The sequence below is a fragment of the Pseudomonas sp. NPDC078700 genome, from assembly GCF_044542375.1.
Taxonomy (GTDB): Bacteria; Pseudomonadota; Gammaproteobacteria; order Pseudomonadales; family Pseudomonadaceae; genus Aquipseudomonas.
Window position 1 is genome coordinate 133,582 of the sequence record NZ_JBITUI010000002.1, and the last position, 12,620, is coordinate 146,201.

The 12,620-nt window shown below is 52.6% G+C and carries 10 protein-coding genes; 8 read left to right on the forward strand and 2 right to left on the reverse strand.

The features are described from left to right. Nucleotides 1-5: 5 nt before the first annotated feature. Together ACIGCM_RS06475 and ACIGCM_RS06480 are read right to left on the reverse strand one after the other, a co-directional pair. Nucleotides 6-1,061 carry a polyamine ABC transporter substrate-binding protein gene (locus ACIGCM_RS06475; RefSeq protein ID WP_397501229.1) on the reverse strand — a complete coding sequence of 352 codons (1,056 nt, stop codon included), beginning with the start codon at nt 1,059-1,061 and terminating at the stop codon, nt 6-8. 296 nt (nt 1,062-1,357) lie between these two features. Next, the gene (locus ACIGCM_RS06480) at nt 1,358-2,737 is read right to left on the reverse strand and encodes a glutamine synthetase family protein (protein ID WP_397501230.1); all 1,380 of its coding nucleotides are present in this window, start codon (nt 2,735-2,737) and stop codon (nt 1,358-1,360) included. 277 nt (nt 2,738-3,014) lie between these two features. Here ACIGCM_RS06480 and ACIGCM_RS06485 point away from each other — a divergent pair, with 277 nt between their 5' ends. The 8 genes from ACIGCM_RS06485 (at nt 3,015) to ACIGCM_RS06520 (ending at nt 12,279) form a co-directional block, all read left to right on the forward strand. Continuing rightward, nucleotides 3,015-3,767 (forward strand): gamma-glutamyl-gamma-aminobutyrate hydrolase family protein, encoded by a 753-nt coding sequence (locus ACIGCM_RS06485; protein WP_397501231.1) that lies wholly within the window; start codon nt 3,015-3,017, stop codon nt 3,765-3,767. 44 nt (nt 3,768-3,811) lie between these two features. Beyond that, nucleotides 3,812-5,170, forward strand: a complete 1,359-nt coding sequence (locus ACIGCM_RS06490; RefSeq protein WP_397501232.1) for a glutamine synthetase family protein — start codon at nt 3,812-3,814, stop codon at nt 5,168-5,170. Nucleotides 5,171-5,230: 60 nt separating this feature from the next. Then, nucleotides 5,231-6,604, forward strand: coding sequence for an aspartate aminotransferase family protein (locus ACIGCM_RS06495; RefSeq protein WP_397501233.1), 1,374 nt, complete (start codon nt 5,231-5,233; stop codon nt 6,602-6,604). A 163-nt stretch (nt 6,605-6,767) separates the two neighbouring features. After that, on the forward strand, nt 6,768-7,862 hold the full coding sequence (locus ACIGCM_RS06500; RefSeq protein ID WP_397501234.1) for a polyamine ABC transporter substrate-binding protein: 1,095 nt from the start codon (nt 6,768-6,770) through the stop codon (nt 7,860-7,862). A 333-nt stretch (nt 7,863-8,195) separates the two neighbouring features. Then, on the forward strand, nt 8,196-9,299 hold the full coding sequence (locus ACIGCM_RS06505; protein WP_397501235.1) for a polyamine ABC transporter substrate-binding protein: 1,104 nt from the start codon (nt 8,196-8,198) through the stop codon (nt 9,297-9,299). Nucleotides 9,300-9,353: 54 nt separating this feature from the next. Continuing rightward, nucleotides 9,354-10,496, forward strand: coding sequence for a polyamine ABC transporter ATP-binding protein (gene potA, locus ACIGCM_RS06510; RefSeq protein WP_397501236.1), 1,143 nt, complete (start codon nt 9,354-9,356; stop codon nt 10,494-10,496). 26 nt (nt 10,497-10,522) lie between these two features. Next, nucleotides 10,523-11,404 carry an ABC transporter permease subunit gene (locus ACIGCM_RS06515; RefSeq protein ID WP_397501964.1) on the forward strand — a complete coding sequence of 294 codons (882 nt, stop codon included), beginning with the start codon at nt 10,523-10,525 and terminating at the stop codon, nt 11,402-11,404. Beyond that, nucleotides 11,401-12,279: an ABC transporter permease subunit gene (locus ACIGCM_RS06520; RefSeq protein ID WP_397501237.1), complete on the forward strand. Its 879-nt coding sequence runs from the start codon at nt 11,401-11,403 to the stop codon at nt 12,277-12,279. The genes ACIGCM_RS06515 and ACIGCM_RS06520 overlap by 4 nt, the downstream gene beginning before the upstream one ends. Nucleotides 12,280-12,620 lie beyond the last annotated feature (341 nt).

Below are 12,620 nucleotides of genomic sequence, written 5' to 3' on the forward strand. Positions count from 1 at the left end.
AGCGGCTACTGGGCGTTGAATTGCTGCCAGACTTCATCGCGAACCGATTTTTGTTCATCAGAAAGCGTTTTGAGCGTGTACAGGCGGCGTTTAGTGTCGCGACTAGGGTAAAGGTCAGGCATTGCCTGCAATGAGGCGTCCAAGAACTTTTTAGAATCGCTGTTGGCGTTCGGGTAAAGGGTTTCAGTGGTGATCTGGGCAGCGATTTCTGGTTGCATCAAGTAGTTGATGAAGCGATGGGCTAAATCGGCGCGACGTGCAGTGCTCGGAATGACCAAGTTGTCGATAAACAACACCGACCCTTCAGACGGCACCATGAAGTTGATCGGCTGGCCAGCCTGTTTGGCGGCCAGTGCGTCGCCGACCCACGCCATGGCCATGCACAGTTTGCCGTTATTGAGGTCTTCGATATAACGCTCGCTGTCGACATAACGCAGGTTGGGGCGGATGCTCTTCAGTACCTCGCCAGCGCGGCGAATCCGGCTGGGCGCACTGCGTGAAAAATCACGGCCCTGGTAGTTAAGGACCAGTGACAGCGCTTCATCTGGCGCATCGAGAACACTGATGCCACAGCCGCTCAGGCGGGCGCTGTTCTGTGGATCAAACAAAACGCTCCAGCTGTCTGGAAGCGGGCCGCCATAAGCCGCTTCCGCTTGCGGAGTGTTAATCGCCAAGCCGACTGAGCCCCACAAGTAAGGAACGGCGTAACGGTTATCGGGGTCCACCGCTGCCAATTTACTTAGGAGCTGCTTGTCGAGGTGGGTGCGGTTAGGCAAGCGGGTCATATCCAAGGGCATGATGGCCTTGGTTTTGATCAGTTCGGGAAGGGTGTCATTGGAGGGTACGGCAACGTCGATGGGCTCGCCGCTGGCCATGATTTTGCTCAACTCTTCAGCGGTGCTGAAGGTGTGGTATTCGACCTTGATGCCAGTCTCTGCTTCGAATTGTTCTAGCACTTTCGGCGCTATGTAGTCGTTCCAGTTGTAGACGCGAATCATCTCTTGGGCATTGACGGTCAATGGCGTCAATACAAATAAAAGTAGAGCGTACAAGCGGGGCATAGATCTGTTCCTGTAAACATGATCAGCCGTATCAAGAGCAACGGCTGGAAAGTGGGTACTTGGCAGGTCGAGCTAAGAAAACACTGAAAACTACTACGCTATGCATCGCTATGTTGAGACGCTACTCACAGCCTTCAACTGAACTTACTTGAGTTGCCGGGGCCGTTGGGTTTAGGCGTCGGCAATGAAAATAACCAGTGCCGAGTTTTTTATGGTTTTGGCTCTGGCTTTGAGCGCCTCTTGTGGACGGCGCAAAAAGACGCCGGCACTAGGCCGGCGTCGGGTGTTACCTGAACTTATACCGTATGGAGGTACCAGTTGTACTCCAGGTCTGAAATCGAATGCTCGAATTCAGCCAGCTCACTTTCTTTACAAGCGACAAAGATGTCGATGTATTCAGGGCTGATGTACTTGGCCATGATTTCACTGTCGTCTAACTCGCGCAGTGCATCACGCAGGTTGTTCGGCAGGCTCTGTTCCAACTGCTCGTAGGAGTTGCCTTCAATCGGCTCGCCCGGATCAATTTTGTTGGTCAGACCATGGTGAATACCGGCCAGAATCGAGGCCATCATCAGGTATGGGTTGGCATCTGCCCCCGCAACCCGCTGCTCAATACGTACAGAATCCGGGCTGCCTGTTGGCACGCGGACGGCGACTGTACGGTTATCAATCCCCCAGCTCGGCGCATTCGGCACATAGAACTGTGCGCCAAAGCGGCGGTAAGAGTTGACGTTAGGGCACAGGAACGCCATCGACGCTGGCATGGTTTCCAGAATACCGCCAATGGAGTGGCGCAGCGCATCGTTTTCCAGCGGGTCTTCCGAGGTAAAGATGTTTTCGCCAGTCTTCTTGTCGAGCAGGGAAATATGCACATGCAGACCATTGCCCGCCTGACCTGGATAGGGCTTGGCCATAAAGGTCGAGTCCATTTCGTGGTCGTAGGCAATGTTCTTGATCAGGCGCTTGAGCAGCAACGCATAGTCGCAGGCCTTGATCGCGTCTTTGGTGTGGTGGAGGTTAACTTCGAACTGAGCCGGAGCGCTTTCCTTGACGATGGCGTCGGCAGGCAAGTCTTGCTCTTTTGCAGCTTCGAGCATGTCTTGCAGGCAATCAACGTATTCGTCGAGGTCATCAATCAGGTAAACCTGAGTTGAATGTGGACGCTTACCTGAAATAGGCGAGCGTGGCGGCTGTGGACGGCCGTTTACGTTCTCCTGATCAATCAGGTAAAACTCTAATTCGAAAGCGGCGCAGATGGTCAGGCCTAGTTCGTCGAACTTCTGTACTACCTGTCGCAACACTTCTCGTGGGTCGGCAAAGAATGGCTTGCCATCGAGTTCGTGCATGGTCATTAACAGTTGCGCAGTTGGGCGCTTCTGCCACGGCTCATTACACAGGGTGTCGGGAATCGGGAAGCAGATACGGTCCGCATCACCAATATCCAGACCCAGACCGGTACTTTCTACCGTTGAGCCATTGATATCGAGTGCGAATAAAGACGCGGGAAGGTTAATACCTTTCTCGTACACTTTATGAAGACTGGCGCGTTCGATGCGTTTGCCACGCACCACGCCATTCATATCTGCAATAAGAAGGTCGACGAACTGGACCTCAGGATGTTCCTTAAGGAACGCGTTCGCTTCATTAAGCTGAACGGCACGCGGGGGTACCGACATGATGCAACACCTTTCTTGTTAAAAATATCAATCATGCGAATGCACAGGTGTGAGTCAATCTTAAACACCTGACGCTGTCAAGAGAGGCGTATTTTGCACCAAAAAGAGGCCGTGCGGCCAATTTTAGGGCGTTTCGGGGCATTTCAGGGGGAGTGTAACCCTTGGCCTGTGCGGTGCTCAGCGCTGTGTGTTTAATTTTTTACATGGCTATTGTGAAAAAAAATGAACAAGGCTAAGCTCGGCTCAAACCCACTAACAGCAATAAAACGGGTGTCCCATGTCACGCCTGCCGATAATCGGCGTTACCTCTGATACAAAACAGATTGGCCCTCATCCTTACCACGTTACCGGCGACAAATACGTCCGTGCGGTGGTCCTGGGTGCCGGTGGTCTGCCAGTGATTATTCCTTCAATTGGCGAGCTGCTCGACCAGCCTGCTCTGCTCAATAATCTGCACGGTTTGTTGTTTACCGGCTCACCGTCCAATGTTGAACCTCATCACTATGCGGGGCCGGCAAGTGAACCCGGAACCCTGCATGATCCTGCACGTGACAGTACGACACTGCCTTTATTGAAGGCAGCCATTGAGGCGGGTGTGCCGGTACTTGGTGTATGTCGCGGTTTTCAGGAAATGAATGTGGTCTTCGGCGGTACGCTGCACCAGAAAGTGCACGAAGTCCCAGGTTTTATGGACCATCGCGAGCCGCAAGATCAACCGCTCGAGGTGCAATATGCACCTAGCCACGCGCTGCATGTGCAGCCGGGTGGCATTCTCGCTGGCATCGGCTTGCCAGCAGAGATTGAAGTCAATTCTATTCATGGCCAGGGCGTTCAGCGTCTGGCGCCGGGCCTTCGAGTTGAAGCGCTGGCGCCTGACGGGTTAGTCGAAGCTTTTTCCGTCGAAGGTGCTAAAAGCTTTGCTTTAGGGGTGCAATGGCACCCCGAATGGCAGGTACGATCTAATCCGAATTATCTCGCCATCTTCCAGGCCTTTGGTGAGGCTTGCAGGAAGAGGGCGGGGCAACGCTGAGGTCGACTTAGTTAATAGTCGGCTCAACCAACCCTGAGGTCTCTATGAGTACCAAAATAGACCAGCTATCCAGCTGGCTGAAAGAACGCAAAATCACCGAAGTTGAGTGTCTGGTTAGCGACCTTACCGGCATCGCCCGCGGCAAGATTTCGCCAACCAACAAGTTCATCGCGGAAAAAGGCATGCGCCTCCCAGAGAGTGTGCTGCTGCAAACCGTGACGGGCGACTATGTCGAAGACGACATCTATTACGACCTGCTCGATGCGGCGGACATCGATATGGTCTGTCGCCCTGACGAGACCGCAGTGTTCCTGGTGCCTTGGGCCATTGAGCCAACAGCGCAGGTGATCCATGACACTTACGACAAACAAGGCAACCCAATTGAGTTGTCGCCGCGCAATATTCTTAAGAAAGTGCTCAAGTTGTACTCCGATAAAGGCTGGCAGCCGATCATGGCACCAGAAATGGAGTTTTACCTGACCAAGCGCAACGCCGATCCAGACTTCCCGCTGGAAGCGCCACTGGGCCGTTCCGGTCGCCCGGAGACGGGCCGTCAGTCGTTCTCGATTGATGCTGCGAACGAATTCGACCCACTGTTTGAAGACATGTATGACTGGTGTGAGATTCAGGGTCTGGACCTTGATACGCTGATCCACGAAGAAGGTCCCGCGCAGATGGAAATCAACTTCCGTCATGGCGAACCGTTGCACCTGGCCGACCAGGTATTGGTGTTTAAACGCACCATGCGTGAAGCGGCGCTCAAGCACGATGTAACGGCTACCTTTATGGCCAAGCCGATTACCGATCAGCCTGGCAGCGCGATGCACGTGCACCAGAGCATTATTGATAAAGCCACCGGCAAGAACCTCTTCTCTAATGAAGACGGCACGATGAGTGAACTGTTCCTGCACCACATCGGTGGTTTGCAGAAGCTGATTCCTGAATTGTTGCCGCTGTTCGCGCCGAACGTTAACTCGTTCCGCCGCTTCCTGCCGGACACTTCGGCACCAGTAAACGTCGAGTGGGGTGAAGAGAACCGCACCGTGGGCCTGCGCGTGCCTGATGCAGATCCACAAAACCGCCGTGTTGAAAACCGTTTGGCTGGTGCTGACGCCAACCCATATCTAGCCTTGGCAGCCAGTCTGTTGTGCGGTTATATCGGTATGGTTGAAGGCATTGAGCCCAGTGCGCCAGTTGTCGGGCGAGGCTATGAGCGCCGTAACCTGCGTTTGCCGCTGACACTGGAAGCTGCATTGGAGCGTATGGAAAACTGCAAGCTGGCTGAGGAGTATCTTGGCCGTAAATTCATCAGCGGCTATGTCGCGGTGAAGCGTGCAGAGCATGAGAACTACAAGCGGGTGATCAGCTCATGGGAGCGTGAATTCCTGCTGCTGTCTGTGTAATTGAACGCGCGCCGGGCATAACCCGCCCGGCGCTCGCTACATGCATTTTTAGAGGTGGATATGACTAACCAAGCGACTAACCCGAAAACCCGTGAATGGCAGGCGATGAGCCGCGAGCACCATCTCGCGCCGTTCAGCGACTTCAAGCAACTGGCGGAAGTAGGGCCGCGCATTATCACCAACGCAGACGGCGTTTATTTATGGGATAGCGAGGGCAATAAAATCCTCGATGCCATGGCGGGTCTGTGGTGTGTGGCGGTGGGGTATGGTCGTAAAGAGCTGGCCGAAGCCGCTTATAAGCAGATGCAGGAATTACCCTACTACAACATGTTCTTTATGACGGCGACGCCGCCAGCGCTTGAGTTGGCCAAAGCGATCGCAGAGATTGCGCCAGAAGGCATGAACCACGTGTTCTTTACTGGCTCTGGTTCTGAAGGCAATGACACCATGCTGCGTATGGTTCGCCACTACTGGGCGATCAAGGGCAAGCCAAATAAGAAAGTTATCATCAGTCGCCTCAACGGCTATCACGGTTCAACCGTGGCCGGAGCGAGCCTCGGTGGTATGACTTATATGCACGAGCAGGGCGACCTGCCAATTCCAGGTATTGTCCACATCGCTCAGCCCTACTGGTTCGCTGAAGGCGGTGACATGACGCCTGACGAGTTCGGTATCTGGGCGGCAGAAGAGCTGGAAAAGAAAATTCTGGAAGTCGGTGCCGACAATGTCGGTGCATTTATCGCTGAACCTATTCAGGGTGCGGGCGGTGTGATCATCCCGCCAGATACTTACTGGCCGAAAGTGCGTGAAATCCTCGCCAAGTACGAGATCTTGTTTGTCGCCGACGAAGTGATTTGTGGGTTTGGTCGTACCGGTGAGTGGTTCGGAAGCGACCTATACGGCAACGCCCCGGACATGATGACCATCGCCAAGGGCCTGACTTCTGGCTACATCCCAATGGGTGGCCTGATCGTGCGTGACGACATCGTTGAAGTGCTCAATCAAGGCGGTGATTTCAACCATGGCTTCACCTATTCCGGACACCCGGTTGCAGCCGCAGTAGGCTTGGAAAACCTGCGTATATTGCGCGAAGAAAAAATTGTTGAGCGGGTTAAAGAAGAAACGGCACCGTATTTGCAGAAACGTTTACGTGAGCTGGCTGACCACCCATTGGTAGGTGAAGTTCGCGGTGTTGGCATGCTCGGCGCCATTGAATTGGTGAAGAACAAAGCGACGCGTGAACGTTATCCAAGTGATAAAGGTGTTGGCATGATTTGCCGCACACACTGTTTCAGTAATGGTTTGATCATGCGTGCCGTAGGCGACACCATGATTATTTCGCCACCACTGGTTATCAGTAAGGCAGAGATTGATGAACTGGTTACCAAGGCCCGTCAATGTCTCGATCTGACGGCTGCGGAGGTACTGGGTTAAAGCATCGCAGTGATTAAACTTGAAACTGTAATCAGTTGAGTGTTTAAAAAAGTCGATGAAATTGCCAGACTGCGCCAGTGCGTTGGCCAGGCTCGCCGGAAGGTGGTGCAAATAGGCTGCGCCATCTTCTGGAATAACTTATAAAACAACAGGAGCTTTACGCATGAAATTTTTCGGTAAAACCCTTCTCGCGTTGTCTTTGGCGGGTGCTGTAGCGGGAGCAGCACACGCAGAGGATAAAGTTCTACACGTTTACAACTGGTCCGATTACATCGCTGAAGACACCCTGGAAAATTTCCAGAAAGAAACCGGCATCAAAGTGGTCTATGACGTGTTCGATAGCAATGAAACCCTGGAAGCCAAGCTGCTTGCGGGTACTTCGGGCTATGACGTTGTAGTGCCGTCTAACCAGTTCTTGGCGAAGCAAATCAAGGCGGGTGTTTTCCAGAAGCTGGATAAGTCCAAGCTGCCAAACTGGAAAAACCTTAACCCAGACCTGATGAAGTCGCTGGAAGCAGCTGACCCGGGCAATCAGTACGCCTTCCCTTACCTGTGGGGCACCACGGGCATCGGTTACAACCCAGAAAAGGTTAAGGCTGCACTGGGCACCGACAAAGTCGACTCGTGGGACATCATGTTCAAACCAGAGAACATGGATAAGCTCAAGTCCTGCGGCGTTGCAATGCTTGATGCACCTGAGGAAGTTTACGCAGCCGCGCTGCACTACCTTGGCCTGAACCCCATTGCACAAAGTGTTGAGGACGTTAAAAAGGCTGAAGAGCTGCTGCTCAAAATCCGTCCTGACGTCACCTACTTCCACTCATCCAAGTACATCTCTGACCTGGCTAACGGCAATATCTGCGTAGCGCTGGGTTGGTCCGGTGACGTCTTTCAGGCGGAGTCGCGTGCTGAAGAAGCCAAAAATGGCGTGCCGGTTAGCTACGTCATTCCTAAAGAGGGTGCCGCAGCATTCTTCGACATGATGGCCATTCCGGCAGATGCGAAAAACGCTGATGAGGCCTATACCTTCCTTAACTACATCCTCAAGCCTGAGGTGATTGCGCCAATTTCTGATTACGTGGCTTATCCGAACGGCAACGCTGCGGCGACGCACCTGGTATCGGAAGAAATCCGCAACAACCCAGGGATCTACCCAACCGAGGAAGCTTCGAAGAAGTTGTACACCTTCTCCGAGTTGTCGCCGAAAGTACAACGGGCGATGACACGTAGCTGGACCAAGGTTAAGTCGGGCCGTTAAGCCTTGCTGATGTAAGGCTGTAGTTCTGTGTCAGGCGGATTTATCCGCCTGGTGCAGAAGTTGTAACCCGCTGGTGGTATCAAAAAATGGAGACAGTTGTCCTGGCCTTTTCTGTGCCCGGTCGACTGGGAAATGGAAGCTTGCATGTATTGTTCAATTCTTCTGTTCGCCATTAAGTGCGTTCAGTTTGAGGTCTCGCGATCAGTCGTTTGGTCGCCAGGGAGCGCGGTTAACACCGTGTTGTTCAGCCTGACAAGCAATGGACCACTGAACAGAAGCAATCTTAGTCGATACAGTGCCCGCCTTTTTTGGGCCGCTCAATAATAAGAGGACATGCGTGTGCGATTCTCAATAAGCAAAACTCTGACAGCCAGCTTACTAGCACTTGGTGTAGCGACCGCAGCCCAAGCTGCTGAGCCGACCGTACACATCTACAACTGGAGTGATTACATCGGCGAGAGCACGTTGGCCGATTTCCAGAAAGCCACTGGCATCAAGCCGGTTTACGACGTATTCGACTCCAACGAAACCCTTGAAGGTAAGCTGCTGTCTGGCCACACCGGCTATGACATTGTGGTGCCGTCGAATAACTTTCTGGGTAAACAAATTCGTGCTGGCGCCTTCCAGAAACTGGACCGCAGCCAACTCAGCAACTGGAAAAACCTGGATCCGCGTCTGCTCAAGCAGCTGGAGACCAATGATCCAGGCAACCTATACGCAGTGCCTTATCTGTGGGGCACCAACGGTATCGGCTATAACGTCGAGAAAGTTAAAGAAGTACTGGGTGTAGACCACATTGATTCATGGGCGGTGTTATTCGAGCCTGAGAACATGAAGAAGCTCACCGCCTGCGGCGTATCCTTCTTGGATTCACCAGACGAGATGATCCCGGCCGTTCTCAATTACATGGGCCTTGATCCAAACAGCAAGAACCCTGAAGACTATAAAAAAGCTGAAGAGAAGCTGTTGGCAGTGCGTCCCTACGTGACTTACTTCCACTCATCCAAATTCATCAGTGACCTGGCTAACGGCAATATCTGCGTTGCTGCGGGTTTCTCTGGCGACGTACTGCAAGCCGCAGACCGTGCTGAAGAGGCAGGCAAGGGCATTGATATCGCATACGCTATCCCAAAAGAAGGTGGCAACCTGTGGTTCGACATGCTGGCCATTCCAGCAGACTCGAAAAATGTTAAAGAAGCGCACGCGTTCATCAATTACCTGCTGCAACCTGAAGTGATTGCCGGTGTAAGTGACTACGTGGGCTACGCCAACCCTAACCTTAAGTCCGGCAAGTTTATGGACGAGGAAGTGAGCACCAATCCATCGGTTTACCCCCCTCAAGAGGTGCTGGATCGTTTGTATATCCAGCAGGAAATGCCTCACAAGATCCAGCGTCTGATGACACGCAGCTGGACCAAAGTTAAGTCAGGACAATAATTTTAAGTTGCCCGCTGCTTGGTCGGCGGGCGCGATTTCGCGGGAGTTTTGGTAATGGCAGTTGCTTCTAGTACCTATAAAAAGGTCCTTGAGGGCGATCAGCAACCGAAAGAGGTGCTGGTTAAAATCGAACGTGTGACCAAGAAGTTTGATGAAACGGTCGCCGTTGATGACGTCTCTCTGACGATTAACAAAGGCGAAATCTTCGCCTTGCTGGGCGGCTCTGGCTCAGGCAAATCAACCCTGCTGCGCATGCTTGCAGGGTTTGAGCGGCCGACCGAGGGGCGCATCTTCCTCGACGGTGAAGACATCACCGATATGCCGCCTTACGAGCGTCCGATCAACATGATGTTTCAGTCGTATGCATTGTTTCCGCACATGACTGTGGCAGAAAACATCGCCTTCGGCCTCAAGCAAGACAAGATGCCCAAAGCTGACATCGAGGCGCGTGTTGCCGAGATGCTCAAGCTGGTGCACATGACTCAGTACGCCAAGCGTAAGCCGCATCAATTGTCAGGTGGTCAACGTCAGCGTGTGGCCCTGGCTCGCTCTCTGGCAAAAAGCCCGAAGCTGCTGTTGCTCGATGAGCCAATGGGCGCGCTGGATAAAAAGCTGCGTTCAGAAATGCAGCTGGAGCTGGTTGAGATCATCGAGCGCGTGGGCGTGACGTGCGTCATGGTGACCCACGACCAGGAAGAAGCCATGACCATGGCCCAGCGCATTGCCATTATGCACTTGGGTTGGATCGCCCAGATCGGCAGTCCGATTGATATCTATGAAACCCCAACCAGCCGCCTGGTGTGTGAATTCATTGGTAACGTCAACCTGTTCGAAGGTCAGGTGGTTGAAGATCATGAAGCCCATGCGCTGATCGACACCCCAGACCTTGAGCGTAATATTTTTGTTGGTCACGGCGTCAGCACCTCGGTTCAGGACAAGAGCATTACCTATGCCATTCGCCCTGAGAAGCTAATTGTCACCACCGAACAGCCAGCTTTCGAATACAACTGGTCGCGGGGCATTGTTCACGACATCGCCTACCTTGGCGGTCACTCGGTATTCCACGTCCAACTGCCAAGTGGCAAGATCGTTCAGTCCTTCGTTGCTAACGCTGAGCGACGCGGTGCACGGCCTACTTGGGATGACCAAGTCTTCGTCTGGTGGGAGGACGATAGCGGGGTGGCATTGCGCTCATGAACATATCCCGAAGCATCAGTCGCCGAATGCCCACTGGCCGGCATGCCGTAATTGGCATTCCGTTCATTTGGCTGTTCCTGTTCTTCTTGCTGCCTTTCATTATCGTGATGAAAATCAGCTTTGCCGAAGCAGACGTTGCGATTCCGCCATACACCGAGATATACACCTGGGCTGAAGGCCAGTTGTCGATCATTCTCAACTTAGGTAACTACATCTTCCTGACCGAAGATGAACTGTATTTGGCGGCCTATCTGGGCTCGCTGAAGATGGCCTTTATCAGCACGCTTATCTGCCTGTTCATCGGCTATCCAATGGCCTATGCAATTGCCCGTGCCAACAAGGAAATGCAGACGGTATTTCTGTTGTTGGTGATGATGCCGACGTGGACTGCAATTTTGATCCGGGTATACGCCTGGATGGGGATTCTCAGTAATAACGGTTTGCTCAACGGCTTCCTGATGTCCATTGGCGTTATCAGTGAGCCATTGCAGATACTCAATACCAACTTTGCGGTGTACATCGGTATTGTTTATTCATACTTGCCATTTATGATTCTGCCGCTGTTTGCCAACTTGGTTAAGCACGATAACAGTTTGCTGGAAGCCGCCTCGGACCTCGGTTCAAGCACCTTTAACAGCTTCTGGAAAATTACCGTGCCGCTGTCTAAGAACGGCATTATTGCGGGCTGCATGCTGGTGTTTATTCCGGCGGTGGGAGAGTTCGTGATTCCTGAGCTGCTAGGTGGCCCGGAAACACTGATGATTGGTAAGGTGCTCTGGCAAGAGTTCTTTAACAACCGTGACTGGCCGGTGGCTTCGGCTCTGGCAGTGGTGATGCTGGCGTTGTTGATTGTGCCAATCATCCTGTTCAACCGTAACCAAGCCAAAGAGATGGAGGGCAGAGCATGAATAAGCGCTTTAGTTTCTCCAACATGATGCTGTGGCTGGGCTTTTTGTTTATCTACCTGCCGATGGTCATCTTGGTCATCTACTCATTCAATGGTTCGCGTCTGGTGACCGTTTGGGGTGGCTGGTCGGTGAAATGGTATGTCGGCTTGCTCGACAACACCCAGTTAATCAGTGCAGTTCTGCGCTCGTTGGAAATCGCCTTCTACACTGCGATTGCTGCGGTGATATTGGGAACCATGGCCGCTTTTGTGCTGACCCGTGTTACTCGCTTCAAAGGTCGCACCATGTTCGGTGGCCTGGTCACTGCGCCGCTGGTAATGCCTGAGGTGATTACCGGTCTGTCATTGTTGCTGTTGTTTGTGGCAATGGCGCAGCTGTTGGGCTGGCCTTCGGAGCGTGGCATCGTCACCATCTGGATCGCACACACCACGTTCTGTACGGCCTATGTGGCTGTGGTCGTGTCATCGCGCTTACGTGAGCTGGATCTGTCGATCGAAGAAGCGGCTATGGACCTTGGCGCTCGCCCATTGAAGGTGTTCTTCTTGATCACCATTCCAATGATCGCGCCTTCACTGGCGGCAGGTGCAATGATGTCCTTTGCCCTGTCACTGGACGACCTGGTACTGGCGAGCTTTGTGTCTGGACCTGGTTCAACCACCTTGCCAATGGAAGTGTTCTCGGCTGTGCGCCTTGGGGTCAAACCTGAGATCAACGCGATTGCCAGTTTGATCCTGCTCTCGGTTTCGCTGGTTACCTTCTTGGCCTGGGTGTTTACGCGTCGCGCCGAAAATGCACGCAAAAAAGCAGTCCAACAAGCCATTGATGAAGGGACTAAAACGACATGGCAACAAGCGCCGACCAGCGCTAAAAGCTAATCGATAAGCGGTATATAAAAACGGGCCTTAATGGCCCGTTTTTTATGCATTCAATTTAAAGATTTGGCCGTAAGCGTCGATTAATAAACCGTTACGGCAAAATACTACGGCAGACTAATACTATCCGACTGCTGACGAATGTTAATTCTGGCTGCATAGTTATTTAACAGTAGTGGCTAAATAATAGCTGGCAGCTGAAGGCCAACGGTTATGCAAGTTGTATAAGTTTAAATGCAAGTTTTGTATAAGTTTTATACGCATGCGGACTCATGTCGAAGTGCCGATTAAAGGATTAACCACTCGGTATTAATTCTTAAGTAGTGCGTTTCGGTCGTGCAATA

Coding starts and splice junctions, on each gene's coding strand:
- ACIGCM_RS06475 (WP_397501229.1), bottom strand. CDS start 1,061: ATGCCCCGCTTGTACGCTCTACTTTTATTTGTATTGACGCCATTGACC.
- ACIGCM_RS06480 (WP_397501230.1), bottom strand. CDS start 2,737: ATGTCGGTACCCCCGCGTGCCGTTCAGCTTAATGAAGCGAACGCGTTC.
- ACIGCM_RS06485 (WP_397501231.1), top strand. CDS start 3,015: ATGTCACGCCTGCCGATAATCGGCGTTACCTCTGATACAAAACAGATT.
- ACIGCM_RS06490 (WP_397501232.1), top strand. CDS start 3,812: ATGAGTACCAAAATAGACCAGCTATCCAGCTGGCTGAAAGAACGCAAA.
- ACIGCM_RS06495 (WP_397501233.1), top strand. CDS start 5,231: ATGACTAACCAAGCGACTAACCCGAAAACCCGTGAATGGCAGGCGATG.
- ACIGCM_RS06500 (WP_397501234.1), top strand. CDS start 6,768: ATGAAATTTTTCGGTAAAACCCTTCTCGCGTTGTCTTTGGCGGGTGCT.
- ACIGCM_RS06505 (WP_397501235.1), top strand. CDS start 8,196: ATGCGTGTGCGATTCTCAATAAGCAAAACTCTGACAGCCAGCTTACTA.
- potA (WP_397501236.1), top strand. CDS start 9,354: ATGGCAGTTGCTTCTAGTACCTATAAAAAGGTCCTTGAGGGCGATCAG.
- ACIGCM_RS06515 (WP_397501964.1), top strand. CDS start 10,523: ATGCCCACTGGCCGGCATGCCGTAATTGGCATTCCGTTCATTTGGCTG.
- ACIGCM_RS06520 (WP_397501237.1), top strand. CDS start 11,401: ATGAATAAGCGCTTTAGTTTCTCCAACATGATGCTGTGGCTGGGCTTT.